The organism is Rodentibacter ratti (genome assembly GCF_002000485.1).
Lineage (GTDB): Bacteria > Pseudomonadota > Gammaproteobacteria > Enterobacterales > Pasteurellaceae > Rodentibacter > Rodentibacter ratti.
The window spans coordinates 413,107-432,824 of sequence record NZ_MLAJ01000002.1 but is presented as its reverse complement, the minus strand read 5'-3'; the positions used below and the strand labels follow the sequence as shown (position 1 = coordinate 432,824).

20 protein-coding genes are annotated in these 19,718 nt (G+C 41.6%); 7 read left to right on the top strand and 13 right to left on the bottom strand.

All coding sequences use genetic code 11. From position 1 onward, the window contains the following. Positions 1 to 114: 114 nt before the first annotated feature. From BKG94_RS03010 to BKG94_RS02995, 4 genes are all read left to right on the top strand, one after another. Complete coding sequence (locus BKG94_RS03010) at positions 115 to 1,467, top strand: phospholipase (RefSeq protein WP_077434053.1); 1,353 nt, start codon at positions 115 to 117, stop codon at positions 1,465 to 1,467. A 226-nt stretch (positions 1,468 to 1,693) separates the two neighbouring features. Next, a complete protein-coding gene (locus tag BKG94_RS03005) occupies positions 1,694 to 2,800 on the top strand; it encodes a CdaR family transcriptional regulator (protein ID WP_077434051.1) in 1,107 nt (368 codons plus the stop codon). Positions 2,801 to 2,921: 121 nt separating this feature from the next. Beyond that, a complete protein-coding gene (locus BKG94_RS03000; RefSeq protein ID WP_077434049.1) occupies positions 2,922 to 4,184 on the top strand; it encodes a GntP family permease in 1,263 nt (420 codons plus the stop codon). 14 nt (positions 4,185 to 4,198) lie between these two features. Further along, positions 4,199 to 5,329 carry a glycerate kinase gene (locus BKG94_RS02995; RefSeq protein WP_077434047.1) on the top strand — a complete coding sequence of 377 codons (1,131 nt, stop codon included), beginning with the start codon at positions 4,199 to 4,201 and terminating at the stop codon, positions 5,327 to 5,329. A gap of 59 nt (positions 5,330 to 5,388) precedes the next feature. Here BKG94_RS02995 and xerD read toward each other — a convergent pair whose 3' ends face one another. The 3 genes from xerD to proC are packed head-to-tail and all read right to left on the bottom strand — an operon-like array spanning position 5,389 to position 8,280. Further along, positions 5,389 to 6,282, bottom strand: coding sequence for a site-specific tyrosine recombinase XerD (gene xerD / locus BKG94_RS02990; protein WP_077434045.1), 894 nt, complete (start codon positions 6,280 to 6,282; stop codon positions 5,389 to 5,391). Between the two features lie 19 nt (positions 6,283 to 6,301). Beyond that, positions 6,302 to 7,465: a 3-phenylpropionate MFS transporter gene (locus BKG94_RS02985; protein WP_077434043.1), complete on the bottom strand. Its 1,164-nt coding sequence runs from the start codon at positions 7,463 to 7,465 to the stop codon at positions 6,302 to 6,304. After that, positions 7,465 to 8,280 carry a pyrroline-5-carboxylate reductase gene (gene proC / locus BKG94_RS02980; RefSeq protein ID WP_077434041.1) on the bottom strand — a complete coding sequence of 272 codons (816 nt, stop codon included), beginning with the start codon at positions 8,278 to 8,280 and terminating at the stop codon, positions 7,465 to 7,467. Before proC ends, BKG94_RS02985 begins: the two co-directional genes overlap by 1 nt. Before the next feature lie 67 nt (positions 8,281 to 8,347). Between proC and rdgC the strand changes: the two genes are divergently transcribed. Further along, the gene (gene rdgC / locus BKG94_RS02975) at positions 8,348 to 9,256 is read left to right on the top strand and encodes a recombination-associated protein RdgC (protein WP_077434039.1); all 909 of its coding nucleotides are present in this window, start codon (positions 8,348 to 8,350) and stop codon (positions 9,254 to 9,256) included. A gap of 57 nt (positions 9,257 to 9,313) precedes the next feature. On the opposite strand, the gene BKG94_RS02970 is transcribed toward rdgC, so the two are convergent. Continuing rightward, positions 9,314 to 10,030, bottom strand: coding sequence for a 7-cyano-7-deazaguanine/7-aminomethyl-7-deazaguanine transporter (locus tag BKG94_RS02970; protein WP_077434037.1), 717 nt, complete (start codon positions 10,028 to 10,030; stop codon positions 9,314 to 9,316). 314 nt (positions 10,031 to 10,344) lie between these two features. Here BKG94_RS02970 and gorA point away from each other — a divergent pair, with 314 nt between their 5' ends. Next, positions 10,345 to 11,718 (top strand): glutathione-disulfide reductase, encoded by a 1,374-nt coding sequence (gene gorA, locus BKG94_RS02965; RefSeq protein WP_077434035.1) that lies wholly within the window; start codon positions 10,345 to 10,347, stop codon positions 11,716 to 11,718. 88 nt (positions 11,719 to 11,806) lie between these two features. Here the strand turns inward: gorA and BKG94_RS02960 are convergent, their stop codons facing one another. The 3 genes from BKG94_RS02960 to murQ all read right to left on the bottom strand — a co-directional run bounded on the left by BKG94_RS02960 (position 11,807) and on the right by murQ (position 14,165). Continuing rightward, positions 11,807 to 12,616, bottom strand: a complete 810-nt coding sequence (locus BKG94_RS02960) for a class II glutamine amidotransferase (RefSeq protein WP_077434033.1) — start codon at positions 12,614 to 12,616, stop codon at positions 11,807 to 11,809. 130 nt (positions 12,617 to 12,746) lie between these two features. Beyond that, entirely contained in the window at positions 12,747 to 13,130 is a 384-nt protein-coding gene (locus tag BKG94_RS02955) for a cytochrome b562 (protein ID WP_077434031.1), read from the bottom strand. 123 nt (positions 13,131 to 13,253) lie between these two features. Next, positions 13,254 to 14,165: an N-acetylmuramic acid 6-phosphate etherase gene (gene murQ / locus BKG94_RS02950; RefSeq protein WP_077434029.1), complete on the bottom strand. Its 912-nt coding sequence runs from the start codon at positions 14,163 to 14,165 to the stop codon at positions 13,254 to 13,256. Between the two features lie 300 nt (positions 14,166 to 14,465). Between murQ and BKG94_RS02945 the strand changes: the two genes are divergently transcribed. Then, positions 14,466 to 15,881, top strand: coding sequence for a glucose/sorbosone family PQQ-dependent dehydrogenase (locus BKG94_RS02945; RefSeq protein WP_077434027.1), 1,416 nt, complete (start codon positions 14,466 to 14,468; stop codon positions 15,879 to 15,881). A gap of 125 nt (positions 15,882 to 16,006) precedes the next feature. On the opposite strand, the gene BKG94_RS02940 is transcribed toward BKG94_RS02945, so the two are convergent. The 6 genes from BKG94_RS02940 to BKG94_RS02915 are packed head-to-tail and all read right to left on the bottom strand — an operon-like array spanning position 16,007 to position 19,598. Beyond that, positions 16,007 to 17,188 (bottom strand): glutathionylspermidine synthase family protein, encoded by a 1,182-nt coding sequence (locus BKG94_RS02940; protein WP_077434025.1) that lies wholly within the window; start codon positions 17,186 to 17,188, stop codon positions 16,007 to 16,009. 1 nt (position 17,189) lies between these two features. After that, positions 17,190 to 17,810, bottom strand: a complete 621-nt coding sequence (locus tag BKG94_RS02935) for a hypothetical protein (RefSeq protein WP_077434023.1) — start codon at positions 17,808 to 17,810, stop codon at positions 17,190 to 17,192. Then, positions 17,807 to 18,511, bottom strand: coding sequence for an HAD-IA family hydrolase (locus BKG94_RS02930; RefSeq protein ID WP_077434021.1), 705 nt, complete (start codon positions 18,509 to 18,511; stop codon positions 17,807 to 17,809). Before BKG94_RS02930 ends, BKG94_RS02935 begins: the two co-directional genes overlap by 4 nt. After that, positions 18,512 to 18,931, bottom strand: coding sequence for a DUF2251 domain-containing protein (locus BKG94_RS02925; protein WP_077434019.1), 420 nt, complete (start codon positions 18,929 to 18,931; stop codon positions 18,512 to 18,514). Positions 18,932 to 18,939: 8 nt separating this feature from the next. Next, positions 18,940 to 19,338: a type II toxin-antitoxin system VapC family toxin gene (locus BKG94_RS02920; protein ID WP_077434017.1), complete on the bottom strand. Its 399-nt coding sequence runs from the start codon at positions 19,336 to 19,338 to the stop codon at positions 18,940 to 18,942. After that, a complete protein-coding gene (locus BKG94_RS02915; protein WP_077434015.1) occupies positions 19,335 to 19,598 on the bottom strand; it encodes a type II toxin-antitoxin system Phd/YefM family antitoxin in 264 nt (87 codons plus the stop codon). The genes BKG94_RS02920 and BKG94_RS02915 overlap by 4 nt, the downstream gene beginning before the upstream one ends. Positions 19,599 to 19,718 lie beyond the last annotated feature (120 nt).

Sequence of the window (19,718 nt, the reverse complement as noted above, 5' to 3'; positions counted from 1 at the left end):
CTTCCTCCCACTCAAGATTAAAAATTTTACCATGACAAGCGAAGGGCGTGATTCACCTGTATTGTCATTATTGCGTAAAAAGTAGCTCGCTTTGTATAAAAAGGAGAGATTTACATGTTCAAAAAAATACTCGTTGGTATCTTTTTATTTTTTACGTTCTCTCATGTTTGGGCTGAAGAGGATAGACCCAAGCCAGGAAAACCGATACAGGCTACATTACTGGCTGAAATTACCTCATTAGGTCAAAGGGTGACAGGCGTTGCATTGGAATATGAAGATAATGTTCTGGCAACCAGTGATTTGAGATATTCCTACCAAGTATTCACCCAATTAGAAGAAAAAGAAAGGTTCCCTCGTTCTATTATTCGTGCTTATGTCAATGATTTGCCGAAAAAAGCAATACAGGCCAAATCAGGTAAGTTTGTCATCCTTGAATTAGATGATAGGGATGTGAATGCGGCTTTATATTCGTTGAAAGCGGATAATCAACAGCCTATGAAATTTCAATCAAAAGACAATTCAGGCAATATTGTTGAGGTTGAGAAAGTTCAAGGAATAAAGATTCCGCAATATTATGGCGAGAAGTTAGTCTATCAAATTGACCAAACCGGTTATATCAAACTTTCCAATGGGAAAACTGTTGAACGAAATTCAGTGTCTTTGAGTGCCGAAAAAGATCACCTTAAAACTTTATTTATTGATGATTTTTCTGAACAAGTGGTCAGGCTTAATGAAAATAATTTCTTGAAATATCGTTTTTATCGTCCCGATTTAATGGCAAACAAAAAATATCCTCTCACGATTTTCTTACATGGCTCCGGTCAAGTCGGTACAGATAATTTAGCCCATATTGTTTCAAATAAAGGTGCAATTTCGACATTACAATATGAAGACGGATTTGTACTTGCTCCTCAATATAGTATGGTTTTTGATCCCTTTGATGATAAAGCGAAAGGGCAAAAGGGGGGTATTCATTGGCAAACTCAGAATCGAGTGAATTTAGTATTAAAGATGATCGATGATGTGGTGCAGCAAAATCCTGCTATTGATAAAGATCGTATTTATTTGGTGGGCTTGTCTCGAGGTGCGGAAGGTGTGCTAAATCTTTTACTAAAACGACCGCACTTTTTTGCCGGTGCATTGTTAGCAAGTGGAAGGGAAGCTTATACAACGGAATGGGTTGATGGGCATGCTAATAAAGAAAATTTAGCGTCAATTAAAAATGTGCCTATGTGGTTTTTCCATAGTAAGGAAGATCGAATCTCACCGGTTAAAGGAGCTCGTATTAACTATGAGATTTTGCACAACCAACTTGATGCCCCTTATGTGAGATATACCGAGTTTACTACGGAAAAAGCGGGTGATAACGGCATCATTAATAATAATCCGCACAATACTTGGGATGTTATTTTTAACAGCCCGGAAGTCATGCAGTGGTTATTACAACAACGCCTTGGGAAGAAATGACGGTTAATTTTCAACAAGTCCACTATATTGATGGATATAAATTTCAATTCGTATAAGGAAAATTGCATTTTTCTCATTTAGTCAAAAATAAAAGTGCGGTCATAAAGTTGAATGAATTTTTGACCGCACTTATGCTCCCCCTCCTCATTTTATTTACCTAAAAGTTCATTGACGAATAGCCTTGTTGGTTATACCGTATATCAATCTCCCCTTTAAGAAAATCAATATGAAAGTTGATACAACTATTGCGCAAAAAATCGTTAAACGTGCGATGCAAATTATTCACTATTCTGTGAACGTGATGAATGACGATGGCGTGATTATTGCCTCCGGTAATCCTGAACGTTTGTCGCAACGACATACCGGTGCGGTATTGGCATTGAGAGAAAATCGGGTCGTGGAAGTGGATCAGATCCTGGCACAAAAGTGGAATTTTGAAGCCCAGCCGGGGATTAATCTTCCCATTCATTATTTGGGAAAAGCAATTGGCGTAGTGGGGATTTCCGGTGAGCCTATGCAAGTGAAACAATATGCGGAATTGGTGAAAATGACAGCGGAATTGATTGTGGAACAGCATGCATTATTGGAGCAAGAAAGATGGCGGCATCGCTATAAAGAAGAGTTTATTTTACAGTTGTTGCATGGCAATTTGAGTTGGCAAGAAATTGAACAACAAGCGAAATTTTTTGCTTTTGATTTAACTCAATCCCGTGTGGTGATTTTGATCAAATTGCTACACTCGAATCCTGATTCATTACAGCATTTGATCAATTATTTAGAACAACCCGAATTTGCACAAGATGTGGCGATTTTATCACTTGATCAGGTTGTCGTGTTAAAAACGCTGTCGGTTTCAACCGCACTTTCTCAACAAATAAAAACCTTATTACCGGCAGATTACACAAAACAGGACTACAAAATTGCCGTAGGTGCCAGTTTGAATATGCCTTTATCTGAACAGCTTCCCCTTTCTTTTCAAAGCGCGCAAAGTACTTTGGCTTACGGTATGAAACATCACCCGAGAAAAAATCTTTATCGCTTTGAGGAATATCGTTTGCCGGTATTATTGACGGATTTATCCTCTTCTTGGCAAGGTAAGGAACTATTAAAACCGGTTGTCCCTTTATTCGCCGAGGAAAATGCCACGCTTTATAAAACGTTGCAACAATATTTTTTTGCAAATTGTGATCTCCATCTCACTGCCGAAAAATTGTTTATTCACCCCAACACCCTACGTTATCGACTTGCTAAAATTGAACAAGTCACTGGGTTATCTTTCAATAGGATAGATGATGTGTTGAGTCTTTATTTAGGGACATTGTTGGAACATTGATTTGTTTAAAATTACAAAGTGCGGCAGATTTGACCGCACTTTTTTGTTCATATGAATAAAGCAATTTTTTGTTAAACAAGAAATAATCTTTCTGATCTTATCATTCAAGAGGAGAGAAACTATGACAACCGTATCTGCCTTTGGGGCATTGGTGGCATTAGTCGTCGCCATTTTTCTGATTTTGAAAAAAGTATCGCCTGCTTATGGCATGTTAGTGGGTGCATTGGTGGGAGGTTTGGTTGGTGGTGTGGATTTATCACAAACGGTGACCTTAATGATCGGTGGCGCACAAGGGATCACCACTGCCGTAATGCGTATTTTGGCTGCCGGTGTGTTAGCCGGTGTGTTGATTGAATCCGGTGCGGCAAATAGCATTGCAGAGAGCATTACCAATAAACTCGGTGAAACCCGTGCCTTATTGGCGTTGGCATTAGCCACCATGATTTTGACAGCAGTCGGGGTATTTGTGGATGTAGCGGTGATTACCGTATCACCGATCGCCTTAGCTTTGGCACGCCGTACCGATTTATCCAAGGCTGCAATTTTATTAGCGATGATTGGTGGAGGGAAAGCGGGCAATATTATGTCACCAAACCCCAATGCCATTGCGGCGGCAGATACTTTTCATTTACCGCTGACCTCTGTGATGATGGCAGGCGTTATTCCTGCAATATTTGGGTTAATACTCACTTATTTCTTGGCAAAACGACTGATCAATAAGGGAGCAAAAGTGACGGATCAAGAAGTGGTGATGGTGGAAAGCCAAAATCTTCCTTCATTTTCCACCGCACTTGTCGCACCGTTGGTGGCGATTTTATTACTTGCCCTTCGTCCTTTGTTTGATATTAAAGTGGATCCCCTTATCGCCTTGCCGCTAGGCGGCTTAATCGGTGCGCTTTGTATGGGAAAATTACGTCAGGCGAACAGCTATGCCATCAGCGGTTTAGGAAAAATGGCTCCGGTGGCGATTATGTTACTTGGCACGGGCGCATTAGCAGGCATTATTGCCAATTCCGGTTTGAAAGATGTGTTGATTCAAGGATTGGAACATTCCGGCTTGCCTTCCTACATTCTTGCACCGATTTCAGGGGCATTAATGTCTCTTGCCACAGCTTCTACTACCGCAGGCACAGCGGTTGCCTCTAATGTGTTTAGCAGTACCTTATTGGAACTTGGCGTGAGTAGCCTTGCCGGTGCTGCGATGATTCACGCCGGGGCGACGGTGTTTGATCATATGCCTCACGGCTCTTTCTTCCACGCCACCGGTGGTAGTGTGAATATGGAGATGAAAGAGCGTTTAAAACTTATTCCTTACGAAAGTGCGGTCGGTTTGATCATGACTATCGTTTCAACCTTAATTTTCGGTGTATTTAACTTATTCTAATCAAGGAGTTCAAAATGAAAATTGTGATTGCCCCCGATTCTTTTAAAGAAAGTTTAACTGCACTGGAAGTGGCAACCGCCATTGAAACCGGCTTTAAACGTGTTTTTCCTGATGCGGAATATGTGAAATTGCCTATGGCGGACGGTGGAGAGGGAACCGTCCAATCTTTAGTAGATGCCACACAAGGTAAAATTGTAGAAGCTGAAGTCACCGCCCCATTGGGGGAAAAAATCAAAAGTTTTTTTGGCTTATCCGGTGATGGTAAAACCGCCATTATTGAAATGGCTGCGGCTTCGGGATTGCATTTAGTGCCGGCGGAAAAACGTAACCCATTAATCACCACCAGCTATGGCACCGGAGAATTGATTAAACATGCTCTCAATCTTGGTGTGGAAAAATTCATCCTTGGTATTGGCGGTAGTGCGACCAATGATGGTGGCGTAGGGATGTTGCAAGCCTTAGGTATGCAGTTTTTAGATGCGCAAGGCAAGCAAATTGAATTTGGTGGTGCACAGCTCATCAAGCTAGCCAGAATTGAGGCGAAAGGGTTAGATCCACGTTTGCAAAATGTGCATATTGAGGTGGCCTGTGATGTGAATAATCCCCTTTGTGGTGAACGTGGCGCCTCGGCGATTTTTGGTCCGCAAAAAGGGGCAACACCGGAGATGGTGCAACAACTTGATCGTGCATTAGGGCATTTTGCAGCAATTGCCAAACGGGATTGCGGTAAGGATATTGCTGAACAAGCAGGTGCGGGGGCGGCAGGCGGAATGGGGGGCGGTTTGCTATTATTGCCAAATGCACAGCTCAAAGCCGGTGTCCAAATTGTGTTAGACACACTCAATCTCGCTCACTATGTGCAAGATGCGGATTATGTGATTACCGGTGAAGGGCGAATGGACGCTCAAAGTATTATGGGCAAAACCCCAATTGGTGTGGCTCGTACCGCAAAACAATTTAACAAGCCTGTTATTGCGATTGTCGGCTGTCTGCGCGAAGACTATGATGTAGTGTTTGCCCATGGTATTGATGCGGTGTTCCCGATTATCCGTCAGTTAGGCGCATTGCCTGATATTCTCAAACAAGGCGAACAGAACTTAATTTCCGCCGCTCAAAATGTGGCGAGAGTGTTGGCATTGAAGTAGTTTTGTTAGATTACCTATAATGATGTTGCAAAAGTGCGGTGATTTTTAACCGCACTTTTTTAACCTCTCGGATGAAACCTTTCATGCAGGCGTTTCAATCGTTCTTTTGCCACGTGGGTATAAATTTGCGTGGTGGATAAATCGCTGTGTCCGAGTAGCATTTGTACCACCCGTAAATCTGCACCGTGGTTCACTAAATGAGTCGCAAAGGCGTGGCGAAGCACATGGGGAGAAAGGGTATCGCCATCAATATCGGCTAAAATCGCATAATGTTTCACTCGATGCCAAAAGGTTTGTCGGGTCATTTGTTGGGCACGCTGGCTGGGAAACACAATATCCGAACTTTGCCCGTTTAATAACACTGGGCGGCCATAAAGCATAAATTGACGAATCCAATAGGCGGCTTCCTCCCCCATAGGGACAATTCGTTCTTTATTGCCTTTACCAATCACTCGCACTACGCCTTGTTGCACATTCATATTTTCAATGGTGAGTGAAACCAATTCTGTGACACGCAAACCTGTGGCGTAAAGCAATTCCAACATGGCTTTATCACGCAGTTCCAAAGGAATATCCACATCAGGCGTATTCAACAAATCACTCACTTGTTGCTCGCTTAAATATTTTGGCAAACGACCGGGTAATTTGGGTGAACTAAGGATTGCTGTGGGATCATCAGTACGATATTTTTCACGGTATAAATATTGAAATAATTTCCGCATGGCACTGAGCATTCGGGCAGTACTCGTTGCCTTATAGCCCTGTTCCACCCGCTCCCCAAGAAAGCCTTGTAAATCCACCGCATCGAGAGTTTCTAAGGAAAGATCATTCTTATCTAACCAATCGCAAAGTGCAGTCAGATCTAAGCGGTAAGATTGCACCGTGTTTTCCGAAAGCCCTTTTTCGATCCAATATTCATTGAGGAATAAATCAACTAATGCCGTGTTTTTCATTATGTCATCCTCTCTATGATTAATTTGCCTTCACCAAAAAGGCATCCAATTTGCGTGGAATGATGAAAAATGATGCAGCAGCAATACCGCTCATCAGTAAGAACGTCATTGTCGGTGAAATCGGGTAAATCAGACCTGAAATTGCCGTGAAAAAGGCAATCAGCGCACCATTTGATAAACCATTATACAAACCTTGTAATTTGGCAATATGGTTTTGTGGTTGCGTGGTGATATAACGCACAATGGCATAGTGGCAAGCCGCATAGGTGAGGCTGTGTGCCAGTTGGAGCGGTAAAATTTGCCAAAAGGTGTTGGCGTAAGCCAAACCTGCCCAACGTAAAATACTTACAAATGCAGAAAGAAAGAAAATACGGCTCACCGACCAATTTTGGAATAAACACCGTGAAAAGAAGAACAAGAGAATTTCTGCCAATACGCCAATGCCCCAAAGCAGGCTGGTTTGGGGAACGGAAATGTCGATGCTTGTCCAATAGATCGTGCTATAAACATAATAAGCGGCATGAGCCCCCTGAATTAGCCCCACGGCAAGCATAATGCGTAAGGTGATTGGATTTTTTAATAGGGCTAAAAAGCTGATTTGGCTTGATACTCCCTCTTCTAAAGGCTCGTCTTTCGGAGGAATACTTGGGGTTAACAATTGAATTAAGGCATAAAAGAATAAAAGTGCGGTCAAAATCCACACGATATTTTGTTCGCCCAGCCAACCAATCATTCCACCAAAAACAACCACACCTAGAATGAATGCGATGGAACCAATCAATCGTACCTTGCCGTAATCCAGCCCAATTTGCCGTTGCCATGTGGATGCTAGCGAATCACCAATGGGCATACCGGCAGAATTAACCATGGCAAAAAGCCCAATAGCAGAAAACAGCAACCAAAAATTGTGTGCTACCAAACTCATTGTCGCCATAATCAGGGCGGAAGCTAATGCCAGTAAACGCAGTGCGTTGATGAGGTGATCGGCTTTTTTAATTAATGAAGAGAAAAATAATCCGCCAATAAAACGGAAAATATAGGCACTACCAATGACCAAGCCGATCATTTCTTCGCCATAGTGTTGTGATTTCAACCATGCCGGAAAGAATGGCAAGAACACACCATAAGCACAATAATAGCCAAGAAAGCTCAGGGCGAGCCAGTAAAAGGGACGAATTTGCATTAGAATAAGGTTTCCATTTCTTGTGAGCGTGCAACACAGGATTGCATGGCTTCTTCCATAGTTTGATTAAATTGCCGCTGATGAAATACCGCTAATGCGGCGGCTGTTGTTCCCCCTTTTGAGGTGACATTTTCTCTTAAGGTCGAAAGAGGGATTTGTGGGTTTTCTACGACCATTTTTGCTGCCCCCAGCATCGCTTGTTGCACAAACTGACGGGCCGTGTCGGCATCCATATTCATTTCCATCAATGCTTGCTGCATGGCTTCCAGCATTAAAAAGAAATAGGCAGGGCTACTACCGGATGCGGCTGTGACGGCGTGCATTTGATTTTCCTCTTTTACCCACTGTGTTTTACCCACCGCATTTAATAAGGTTTGGGCAAAAGTGCGGTCGGTTTCCGCGGTATTTTCAGGGGCAAATAATCCCGCCATTCCTTCTCCCACCAATGCCGGGGTATTAGGCATCACTCGCACAATGGATTTTGCGCGAGGAATAAGGGCTTGTAATCGGGTGGTGGAAATGCCTGCGGCAATGGAAATCAGTAATTTATCGGAAAAATCTACCGCACTTAATGGCGCACAAACTTCCGCCATCATTTGTGGTTTCACGGCAAGTAAAACAACTTCCGCACGAGTGACGCTTTCCACATTATTGTCTGCCGTTTGCACGCCCAGTTTGGCGAAATATGCCCGTTTTTCTTCATTGGGATCATTCACAATAATTTGTGTCGCCGGATAACCTTGTTTCAATAATCCCAGTACAATCGCCTGAGCCATATTACCACCGCCAATAAAGGCGATTAATTTTTGTTGCATCATTTTTTCCCATCAGTTTATAGGCTACAATGTCGGCTATTTTACCCGATTATGAAGGATCTGTACGATGTGGTTTAAAAATTTAATGAGTTATAGGCTCACCAAGCCTTTGGAATGGGAGCGCAATCAACTTCAAACTCAGCTTGAAAACTGTCAATTTCATCCTTGTGGCGCACAAGATCAAAGTAAATTCGGTTGGGGTTATCCGTTGCGGGGTTCGGATTTACTCTATTTTTCCGTGGGCAATCACATTTTATTAGTAGCAAAAAAGGAAGAGAAAATCCTGCCGGCAAACGTGGTAAAACGTGAGTTGGATGAACGTATCGAAAGTTTGGAGCAAAAAGAAAATCGCAAATTGAAAAAAGTGGAAAAACAAACTTTAAAAGATGATGTGGTGATGAATCTCTTGCCGAGAGCCTTTAGTAAAAATCAACATACCGCTTTATGGATCGATACGGAAAATCAGCTGATTCATGTGGATGCCGCATCAAGCAAGCGGGCGGAAGATGCCTTGGCATTATTGCGAAAATCCCTAGGCTCTTTGCCTGTCGTACCGCTTGTTTTTGCCAATGAACCTAGCACCGTGATGACAAATTGGATCGCACAAGACAGCCTACCACATTGGCTGATCGCCCTTGAAGAAGCAGAGTTGCGGGGCAGCCAAGAAGATAGTGTGATTCGCTGTAAAAAACAACCCCTTGAAAATGAGGAAATTCTTGCCCTTTTACAAGAAGGCAAAAAAGTGGTGAGTAAACTGGCATTAGAATGGGAAGACACCCTCACTTTCATTTTTAATGAAGATTGCACGCTCAAACGGCTAAAATTTGCCGATACGGTACGTGAAAAAAATGACGATATTTTAAAAGAAGATTTCGCCCAACGCTTTGATGCGGATTTTGTTTTGATGACAGGCATTCTTAGCAAACTTACTGAAAATTTATTGGACGAATTCGGCGGTGAAAAGGCGAGATTATAAGGGAAAAGTGCGGTTAAAAATGACCGCACTTTTTGTTTGATTTTGCCTATTCTGACTTTAGGTTAAATGAGAGGCTTTGTTTTGAGCGGTTAAAATTTGAAGTTTACGCAAAATAAAGCTTAGTACCACGCCATAAGCCGGCACAAACAATAAGATACCAATAAATAGTTTGAACAAATAATCCACAAAACCAAGCTGTACCCAGTGCTCCGCCATAAAAGTATCCGTACTTTGATAAAATGCCACGCCGAAAAAGACAAAAGTGTCGGCGAGTGAGCCGAGAGTCATCGAGCTGCTTGGTGCCACCCACCATGTTTTGAGTTGTCGTAATCGGTTGAACACTGAAACATCCAATAATTGCCCTACCACGTAAGCCAAAAAGCTGGCAAGCGCAATACGGAAGACGAACATATCAAAATTTCCTAATGCGCCTATACCTTGATATTGGGAATCGGAAAAGAGTACGGAGATGACATAACTCACAATGAGCGCCGGAATCATCACGATAAAAATAATCCAACGGGCTTCTTTGGCACCAAATACCCGTACGGTTAAATCGGTGGCGAGGAAAATAAAGGGAAATGTAAGCGTTCCCCAGGTGCTGTGAAAAGAAAAGTTTTCCGCAGCACCAAGTGCGGTCAGTTTTAGCGTAATTTCAAAGGGAATTTGTACTAAATAATTGCTTGCTGCAATGATCAGAATATGGAAAAAACTGAGCCAAATAAGGGCGGTACGCTTTTGTTGCGCATTAAAAACAGTATGTTGGATTTTCATGTTTTACCTTTTTAATTTAATGGAAATTCGGGGTGAGGGAACCCGAGTGAAAATTAGGGATTGAATCTTACTCAGATTTACCGGGATTGCAAGTAAAGATAAGAAAAGTATTCAATTTATCAATCAGCCGGTGAGGTGGCATAGTGGCATCGATTTAATTGATTATTTCCTTTAACGGAAGTGTCAAAATACGGTAAAAAATAACCGCACTTTTACTTCAATATAGACATTTCCAATTATACTAATTTATGGCTTTATCTACGAAATTTAGGCAGAATGTAGAAAATTTTTATATTCGGAAAAAGGATAAAATGATGACTAAACATTACGATTATATTGCTATTGGTGGTGGCAGCGGTGGCATTGCTTCAGTTAATCGTGCGGCAAGCTATGGCAAAAAATGTGCAATTATTGAAGCGAAATATTTAGGTGGAACTTGCGTAAACGTGGGCTGTGTGCCGAAGAAAGTCATGTTTTACGGAGCGCAAATTGCGGAAGCGATTAATCATTATGCGCCGGACTACGGTTTTAATGTGGATGTGAAAAAATTTGATTTTGACAAACTTATTGAAAGTCGTCAGGCGTATATTAGCCGTATTCACACTTCTTACAATAATGTATTAGCGAAGAATAACGTTGATGTGATTAATGGCTTTGGGAAATTTATTGATGCACATACGATTGAAGTTACGTTAGCGGACGGTTCGGTTGAACATGTAACGGCGGATCATATCCTGATTGCAACCGGGGGGAGACCTTTTCGCCCTCATTCGGTAAAAGGCCAAGAATATGGCATTGATTCGGACGGTTTCTTTGCGTTAAAAGCATTACCAAAACGTGTAGCGATTATCGGCGCAGGGTATATTGCGGTCGAGATTGCGGGAGTATTAAATAGTCTTGGCTCGGAAACTCATTTAGTGGTACGTCGCCATGCGCCAATGCGCAATCAAGATCCGTTAATTGTTGAAACCTTGCTTGAAGTGTTGGAGCAAGACGGTATTGCTTTACATAAACATACCACGGTTCAGGAAATCATTAAAAATGCAGATGATTCTCTCACCGTAAAATTTGATCACGAACGTAGCGTAACGGTAGATTGTGTCATTTGGGCGGCAGGTCGTGAACCGGCGACGGATAAAATCGGCTTAGAGAATGCCGGAGTAGAAACGAACGAACGTGGTTATATTAAAGTCGATAAATATCAGAATACCAATGTGAAAGGTGTTTATGCAGTAGGTGATATTATTGAAGGCGGTATTGAATTAACACCGGTTGCCGTCGCAGCCGGTCGCCGTTTATCCGAGCGTTTATTCAATAACAAACCTAATGAACACTTGGATTACAATCTTGTGCCGACAGTGGTATTTAGCCATCCGCCGATCGGCACTATTGGTTTGACCGAACCACAAGCCATTGAACAATACGGCGAAGGAAATGTGAAAGTGTATAAATCCTCCTTTACTGCGATGTACACGGCTGTTACTCAGCATCGTCAGCCTTGCCGAATGAAATTAGTCTGTGTAGGAAAAGATGAAAAAATCGTCGGCTTACACGGCATTGGTTTTGGTGTGGATGAAATGATTCAAGGTTTTGCCGTAGCAATCAAAATGGGTGCGACAAAGGCTGATTTTGATAATACAGTGGCGATTCATCCGACCGGTTCGGAAGAATTTGTCACCATGCGTTAATGTTATCAAGAACAACAAAAAGTGCGGTTAATTTTGACCGCACTTTTTTTTGAAGTGTGAAATAGTTGGCGTAATCTCTATTTGGGGGTCACAGTGTTCCGTCATCTACCGCTTCTTTTGCGACACCAATGATTTCTGCCACTTTATCCCCTTCTTTGAAAAAGACGAAACCGCCGTTTTCCATTTTTGTCCAAGATTCATCTTTGGTTAGTGGAAAGGTGGTGATAATAGTAACTTTATCTCCATCTTTGGCATAATCGTTAAAATCAATTACTCCCTCATCATCAATACGGTGAGCTTTACCAAAAGGTGCTTTCCGAGTGAGATAATGCAAATTAGTTGCACAGTGGGCGATCATCCATTCACCATTAGAAAGGATAAAATTAAATGTACCATGTGTCGCCAATTTTTTGGTGATATCTTGAATCGCTTCAAAAATTTGCATTTCTGACGGTTTTTTACGAAAACGATTTTTTAAATATTCAGCCATATAACAAAATGCGGCTTCGGAATCTGTCGAACCTATCGGTTGGCAGAAACTCTCAGACATATCCGGTAAATCTTGCAAATTACCGTTATGGGCAAACACCCAATTTTCACCCCAAATTTCGCGAATAAAAGGGTGGGTATTTTCAATATTTACCTCACCTTGTGTCGCCTTACGAATGTGTGCAATCACATTAAGTGATTTTATTTGATATTGTTTTACACAATCGGCGATAGGAGAATCAGATGCGGGGCGATTGTCTCGGAAAATCCGTACTCCCCGTCCTTCGAAAAAAGCGATACCGAAACCATCGGAATGACATCCTGTTAAGCCTGCACGGCGACGGAAACCTTCAAAAGAAAACACGATATCTGTTGGTGTGTTACAGTTCATGCCAAGTAATTGACACATAAAACCCTTCTAAAATATAACTAAATGAATAACCCTATAAGAGGTGTAGATTTAACACCATTATAGGGTTGATTTCAAGAGAGATAAGGTAGGATTTTTAGACAAAAATATTACATAAAATAGCGTAAAATTATTTATACAATTTATGATACATTGTTCTTAGCTCCGGTAGTTCGCTGAGCTTTTCTTTGGCTTCACTTAATTTATTCTGTTTCGCCAACTCGGAGGCTTCCGTTGCAATGTCAATGACTTTTTGTAAACCCTGTTGATAGCCTGAAAATTGTGATGTATCGCCGTTCCATTTAGGTGGAATGGTCGCTTTGGATTTTTCTGCTGCATCAATAAATTTTGCCATGCTATTTTGAAATTCTTCAGCAGAATCTGCACGGTTAGCAAAATTTAAACGTTGCGCCATAATGGTCATTTCATCACGAAGATTAATGGATTCTTCTGATGCCGCAAAAGTAGAGGTGGCAGTGATTGCGATTGCCATAAGAGTAAAAAGTTTTTTCATAGTATGTCTCAATTTTGTTCCTAATAGAATTGATAATGCTATTTAAAAATCAGTATGATAAATAGCGGAGTAGATTTTATCCTATCAATAAAAATGCGGTCAAATTTAACCGCACTTTTTATTTCATTTTTCCAAAGCTTTCCGCAAAAGCCCTCGTTCTTTCTCTAACAATGCTTGTGCTTCATTTTTTTCTAATCCGCTTAGAATCATCATGATCGCCAATTTTGCATTTTGTTCGGCAAGAATAAGATTTTTTTCTGCGATGGTTTTATCACAATCGGTCGCTTGCATCACGATTCGAATAGCACGTGCTTTAAGCTTTTCATTACTGGCTTGCACGTCCACCATTAAATTTTCATAGCATTTACCAAGTAAAATCATCGATGCGGTAGTTAGCATATTGAGCACTAATTTTTGAGCCGTACCTGATTTTAAACGGCTAGAGCCGGTTAGTATTTCTGCGCCGACGACGGTATCAATGGCAATATCGGCGATTTGAGCCATTGCCGAATGTGGATTGCTGGCAATAGAGATCGTGATCGCCCCCAACTGTTTTGCATAATTTAATGCGCTTAAAACATAAGGCGTACGCCCACTGGCGGCAATGCCGACCAAAATATCTTGAGCTGAAAATTTGATTGCGCGTAAATCATCGATTGCTGCGGTTTGGTTATCTTCAGCGCCTTCTACAGGATAGCGGATAGCAATATCACCACCGGCAATAATTCCTTTCACCATCTCATCACTGACACCAAAAGTCGGCGGACATTCAGAGGCATCAAGAACCCCTAAACGTCCACTTGTGCCGGCACCTATATATATCAATCTTCCCCCCTGCTGAAATGCGCTAACAATAGTTTCTACCGCTTGGGCAATTTGGGGTAATACCGCTTCAATGGCAAGGGGAACTTGGCGATCCTCTTGGTTCATTAAGGTGACAATTTCTAAGGCAGAAAGCTGATCGATATTCATAGAACCTGGATTACGCTGTTCGGTAATCAGAGTTGAAAGCGTTTGCAAGAGTTGTTCGTTCATAAGTGTTCCGATTGAAATAGTTAGGATAGAAGCTCGTGTATTATGTTTTACTCATTTTATACATTTCGATGAATAAAATAAAACGATGAAAGCAATCGTTATTGGGGTTATATGACGGGAAAGTGTGGGGTTAATAATGATTGGCGGATGATATATACGGCAAAATCCGTATTTATTAGGAAAACCTTATTAATTCTGTCACTTACAAATTAAAAAGGGGGGCTTATCCCACTTACTTTTCCACATGAAAGTATGCTACCATCCGCCCGTTTTACATTCACTTATAAAAAGGAAATCTTTATGAAAAAGACCGCACTTTCCCTTGCATTAGGGCTAATCATGTCGACCTCTGTTTTTGCCAAAGCCGGTGATAAATTTGATACCCAACAAGCGGAGCCGTTCAGCGGTAAAGTTTTGGTTGAGGGGTTGCAAAGTCCTTGGGATATGGCGATTGACCGCAATGGACAACTTTGGGTCACGGAAGTGGGCGGCAATATTTTATTGATAGATGCGGAAACGGGCAAGCATCAGGTGATTCATCATTTTGATGATGTGGTGAATGGTGGCCAACAGCAAGGTTTGTTGGGCTTGACACTTGATCCGAATTTTCTATCCGGCAACAGTGAAAACGTACTTTATGCTGCCTATGCGTATAAAGGAAAAGACGGGCAAGAGCATACTAAAATCGTCAAGCTCACCTTAGACAAAACTGCCCGTAAAGTGGAAAAAGCGGAGATTGTGTTGGATAATTTGGCATCTTTCACTGATCACCAAGGCGGCCGCCTACGTTTAGGGCCGGATGGAAAACTTTACTACACCATTGGTAATCAGGGCGCAAACCAATATTCCCGTACTTGTTATGCAGATCGTGCACAGCGTTTACCAACCCAACAAGAAGTGGATAACAAAGATTTCGCTGCTTATGAAGGCAAAACCTTGCGTTTCAACGTTGATGGTTCGATTCCTGAAGATAATCCTGTCATCAACGGCGTGAAGAGCCATGTTTACACTTATGGACACCGCAATCCACAAGGTATTGTATTCGTGGGTGATAAATTATTCCAAGAGGAACAGGGGCCGGGTTCGGATGATGAGGTGAATTTATTGGAAGCGGGGGCAAACTACGGTTGGCCGCATGTGGCAGGTTATCCCGATAACCAAAATTACGTTTATACCAGTTATGCTACGGCAGAAAAATGTAATACTTTACCGGAAACTATCGGCGATACGAAATTTGAAACCTCTGGCGGAGCAGCGCCGAATAAAATGGTGGCACAAAAAGAGACCGACTTTAAACAGGAAGAAAATTATCGCAATCCGTTAAAAACCTTCTTCACTGTGCGTAACGGACATAATATGTTCGACCCGAATTGCCCGGATTCCAGCTATCTATGCTGGCCAACTGCGGCACTCTCAAGTATTGCTTATTACCCGAAAGATGGCAAAGTGAAAGAATGGCGCAATTCTATTTTAGTGTCAGGGCTAAAAAGTGGCGGAATTTATCGTATGCCATTGAATGGTAACAGCGATGATGTACAAGGTGAACTCTATAAACATTTCACCAGCTCAAATCGTTATCGTAATGTGGAAGTGAACCACGATGGTAGCAAAATCTATGTGATGACTGACACCGCCGGTGCTTCTCTGGGATTAGACGGCAAACAAAATATGCAAATGCAAAATTCGGGCGCAATTTTGGTGTTTGAGGCGAAGTAATTTGCGATAGCAATAAAATACGAAACGGAAGCCGATGCTTCCGTTTTTGTTATCTGTATCAGCTACAGAAAATGTTTCCTGTTTTGACCGCACTTTGGGATATTGCTTTGGGCTGAATATTTTCCTTATGGCACAAAATAATGTGGCACAAAATGGCTGTCATTGCCGGTAACTGCGGTGAAATCTTCACGTAATCCCATTCCGCACGCCACATCACCAATCACCCAAGAGCCGATAACGGGATACATTCCGTCAAAATTCGGCAGCTCAAATTTCTGTTGATAAATGTACCCAGAAGTATCGTAGAAAGCCGAATGTTCACTGCCTTTGGCGGCGAATTCTACTCCGTTGCTTTTTTCATAATAGAAGACATTTGCTCCTTCCCGACCAAGTAGTGGTTTTTTCACCCAAATAGCGTTGCGATCGGTAATGTCGAATTTATTGAAATAAGCCGGTAGTAAATTCGGATGGTTTGGATGTCGTTGCCATAATTTTGCTAATATGGCTTTGTTACTTAGCAACATTTTCCACGCAGGTTCAATAAAATGTGTTTTGGCTGTCGGGATATGTTGGGCAAATTCCGCTCCGCTTAACCATTCTAAAGGATAAAGTTTAAAAAGCATCTCAATCGGCGTATCGTTTAAATCGACAAATTCTTTGTTTTCCCGGTTATAGCCAATATCCTCTACAGCAAGTTGATGAATATTCCAACCTGCGTTGTAAGCAACGTCGGCAAGATAATCTAAATTACCCCAATCCTCCCGACCGGCTTCTTGCATGGCACTGAAATAGAAATCGTGTTTTCCGCTTTGCTGTTTGAGAAAAGTAAAATGTTTAAGTAACTCTTCGTGAATCCAATTAAATTGGTCACGATGTTGCAAGCCCTCAATTTGTTCTAACCATTGCCATTGCACAATTGCCGCTTCTAACAAGGAAGTGGGCGTATCGGCGTTGTATTCAAAAATTTTTAAATTTTCGCCATCATAACCAAAATCAAAACGTCCGTATAGATAGGGGGCTTGCTTGCGCCACGAGTCTTCAATTAACTGTTTTTGCAAATCGGTAAAACGATAATGGGCATAATCACCTTGTCTGATTTCATCAGCGACAAAATCTAAACACATGGCGTGCAATTCATTCGTGGTATCTTCAATCCGATCAATTTCCGCTAAGGTAAATTCATAAGCGACATTATCCGACCAATAATGAGAACCGTCACTGGAAGGCAAATTGTAATAATCAAATCCGACATCAAGCAGTTGTTGCACCATATCGGGGCGGGTTGGGAAGCCGGTCACGCGTTTCATTTTAGCCTCCGCTACTACGATTTGAATTGCTTGGGCTGCTAAAACCGCCTCGTGAAACCGGTTTACTGTTCATACTTCCTGCATTGCCTTTTATGAGCATTGGTTTGCCTACAGAACGGTTGGTTTGAGGTTGGATGACTTGTCCGCTCGGGGTGGAGACGGCACGATTACTTGGATGATAGCTTGGGCCTAAAAAGCTACTAACCGCACGGGCTGCCATATATCCCATCACCCCACCGGCAATTGCCGCACCTAAGGACGGATCACTGCTTTCAGCATTGGCAGTCGTTTCACCCGTTGCATTGTTGGACTCAGCTGTTGCCGGATTATTTTGCTGACCATTTTGCCACTCACCATTGACGGCATTGGGATTTTCACCGTTATTGCGTAAGCCTAGCCCAGAAAGAGAGTTGTTGTTTTGTTGGGGTTGGGCCGGCATATTAGCAGGTGCCGATTGAGTATTTTCTGTATTTTTGTCTGCTTCGCATAACTCAATTCTTTTCCAATCGGCAAGACAGTCATCAAGGGAATGATATACATCTCGTTGTACTTCTTCTTCCGAACAACCGCCGAGTAAAGCGACAATAGAGAGTGTAACGAGGATTTGATTTTTCTTTTTCATAATAATAACAGTTCAGTTAAGTGATTGATTTCTAAAGTTGGTAGAAGAGTGGCTGTGGTAAAGTCAGCGATCTGGCAACCAGATAAATTAATCCACACAGCTTGACAACCAGCCTGAATTGCCCCTTGAACATCTGTTGTTAAATTATCTCCTACATGCAAAATTTCTTGTGGGGAAACCTTGAAATAGCGTGAAGCTTGTTGGAACAGATCTTCATGAGGTTTTGCTCTGCCATGTTCTCCGGCACGTAAAATAAGGTCAAATTGTGATAATCCGATACGCAAAGGATCCACATTGCCGTTGGTGATGGCACAGAGTTTGTAGCCTGTTTTTAAATGATTTAATACGTTTGGTGTATCTTGGGGAATATCAATTTGATGGCGCCAATGTAAAAATTCATTCATTGAGAGTGCTAAAGTGCGGTCAATTTCAACCGCACTTTTTCCCTGTGCATTTAAAAATTGGCGTAGTGCTTCTTTTCGCCATTCTGTCACATCTTCGCTTAAGAGCGGATTTTCTTGTGCAACACGTTCTTTCCAATCCCACCATTCTGTTTCAAAGGTTGGGCATTGAGTGAGGCCTTGGGTGAATTGCACAAAACGCGAGATAGCAGTGCGAATCACATCATGGTTATCATAGAGTGTGTCGTCCAGATCAAAGCTAATGACTTTGAAAGGCTGAAGATTGCGATAAAATTTCATTTATTTGATGGTTTTTACACCAAGCCATTGCTCGGCTTTATCGTTGCTGAGTTCTTCTCGTGTCCACATACTCATTAAATTCGGTTGCGGATATTTGTTACTGTTATAACCGACTAAGCAAGCAAAATCAAATACTGCATGGGGATAACCATTAATTAAGAGTAAGGCTAAATAACCGCTTTCATCCCAACAAATTTCCAATTTACGGGCTTCGTGATGATTTGAGGTAGAATCCACATTGTAAACGTGCAACACATCCACAATGGGTTGACCGTTTTGGCGCATATCAAGCGCATAAAAATAGCCGGTCTCACCATCATCTTCAAACATCACAGCAAGATGATCATAGACAGTAGAATGAGTCCCCACTTGTTTTGGTTGACCGAGAAAGAGTTCGTCTTCAAGGGTGAGGTGGAGCATATAAATTCCTATTTTTTAGCATTTAAAAGAAATGACTTATTATAGTCGAGTATGAGGCTATCGGCAGTCATAAAGTAAATATTTTCTACATCCGCTTGTGCCAATAATAGCCTGTCAAAGGGATCCTTATGAACAAAGGGATAGCCTGATGATTTAACAATATGAGAGAGTTCAATCGGTAATAAATGACATCCCACGGAAATAAGCCCTTGTTCAAGCTTTTCAACATCAACATTAAAGTGAGGTTTTCCTAAGCTGGATTTTATTGATATTTCCCAAAGACTTGCTAGGCTAAAATATAATTCATTTTTAAAATCCTCTAATAATTCAATGGCTTGTGGTGAGAGTTTTGATTTATCGTCAAAGGCCAACCAAAGTAAAATATGAGTATCCAATAAAATTTTCATTCATCAGATCCTTCAAACATGTCGATAATTTCATCTTGGTAGAGATGGGCAAAATCATCAGGAATCACCATATTAGTCGCTTTCATAAAACCAAAACGAGAGCCTGTTTCATTTGAATCTAAAGGGACAATTTTTACTTGGGGTTTTCCAGCTTTGGCAATAATCATAGGTTTGCCAAATTTTCTAACATTTTCAACGATAGACGAAAGATTTGTTTTTGCTTCGTGAATATTCACACTGGGAATTGATAATGTTTTCATAAATCCCTCCTTTTTAGTTAGTTTAATTTTTTAGTTTAATTTTATCAAGGAGAATATGGGGCAAAAAAACACCGCACTTTCTTTCAAAAGTGCGGTGCGATTTCAGTTTAAATCAACCAA

Excerpts from the sequence above, each read along its gene's own strand:
- BKG94_RS03010 (WP_077434053.1), top strand. The coding sequence starts at position 115 with ATGTTCAAAAAAATACTCGTTGGTATCTTTTTATTTTTTACGTTCTCT.
- BKG94_RS03005 (WP_077434051.1), top strand. The coding sequence starts at position 1,694 with ATGAAAGTTGATACAACTATTGCGCAAAAAATCGTTAAACGTGCGATG.
- BKG94_RS03000 (WP_077434049.1), top strand. The coding sequence starts at position 2,922 with ATGACAACCGTATCTGCCTTTGGGGCATTGGTGGCATTAGTCGTCGCC.
- BKG94_RS02995 (WP_077434047.1), top strand. The coding sequence starts at position 4,199 with ATGAAAATTGTGATTGCCCCCGATTCTTTTAAAGAAAGTTTAACTGCA.
- xerD (WP_077434045.1), bottom strand. The coding sequence starts at position 6,282 with ATGAAAAACACGGCATTAGTTGATTTATTCCTCAATGAATATTGGATC.
- BKG94_RS02985 (WP_077434043.1), bottom strand. The coding sequence starts at position 7,465 with ATGCAAATTCGTCCCTTTTACTGGCTCGCCCTGAGCTTTCTTGGCTAT.
- proC (WP_077434041.1), bottom strand. The coding sequence starts at position 8,280 with ATGCAACAAAAATTAATCGCCTTTATTGGCGGTGGTAATATGGCTCAG.
- rdgC (WP_077434039.1), top strand. The coding sequence starts at position 8,348 with ATGTGGTTTAAAAATTTAATGAGTTATAGGCTCACCAAGCCTTTGGAA.
- BKG94_RS02970 (WP_077434037.1), bottom strand. The coding sequence starts at position 10,030 with ATGAAAATCCAACATACTGTTTTTAATGCGCAACAAAAGCGTACCGCC.
- gorA (WP_077434035.1), top strand. The coding sequence starts at position 10,345 with ATGACTAAACATTACGATTATATTGCTATTGGTGGTGGCAGCGGTGGC.
- BKG94_RS02960 (WP_077434033.1), bottom strand. The coding sequence starts at position 12,616 with ATGTGTCAATTACTTGGCATGAACTGTAACACACCAACAGATATCGTG.
- BKG94_RS02955 (WP_077434031.1), bottom strand. The coding sequence starts at position 13,130 with ATGAAAAAACTTTTTACTCTTATGGCAATCGCAATCACTGCCACCTCT.
- murQ (WP_077434029.1), bottom strand. The coding sequence starts at position 14,165 with ATGAACGAACAACTCTTGCAAACGCTTTCAACTCTGATTACCGAACAG.
- BKG94_RS02945 (WP_077434027.1), top strand. The coding sequence starts at position 14,466 with ATGAAAAAGACCGCACTTTCCCTTGCATTAGGGCTAATCATGTCGACC.
- BKG94_RS02940 (WP_077434025.1), bottom strand. The coding sequence starts at position 17,188 with ATGAAACGCGTGACCGGCTTCCCAACCCGCCCCGATATGGTGCAACAA.
- BKG94_RS02935 (WP_077434023.1), bottom strand. The coding sequence starts at position 17,810 with ATGAAAAAGAAAAATCAAATCCTCGTTACACTCTCTATTGTCGCTTTA.
- BKG94_RS02930 (WP_077434021.1), bottom strand. The coding sequence starts at position 18,511 with ATGAAATTTTATCGCAATCTTCAGCCTTTCAAAGTCATTAGCTTTGAT.
- BKG94_RS02925 (WP_077434019.1), bottom strand. The coding sequence starts at position 18,931 with ATGCTCCACCTCACCCTTGAAGACGAACTCTTTCTCGGTCAACCAAAA.
- BKG94_RS02920 (WP_077434017.1), bottom strand. The coding sequence starts at position 19,338 with ATGAAAATTTTATTGGATACTCATATTTTACTTTGGTTGGCCTTTGAC.
- BKG94_RS02915 (WP_077434015.1), bottom strand. The coding sequence starts at position 19,598 with ATGAAAACATTATCAATTCCCAGTGTGAATATTCACGAAGCAAAAACA.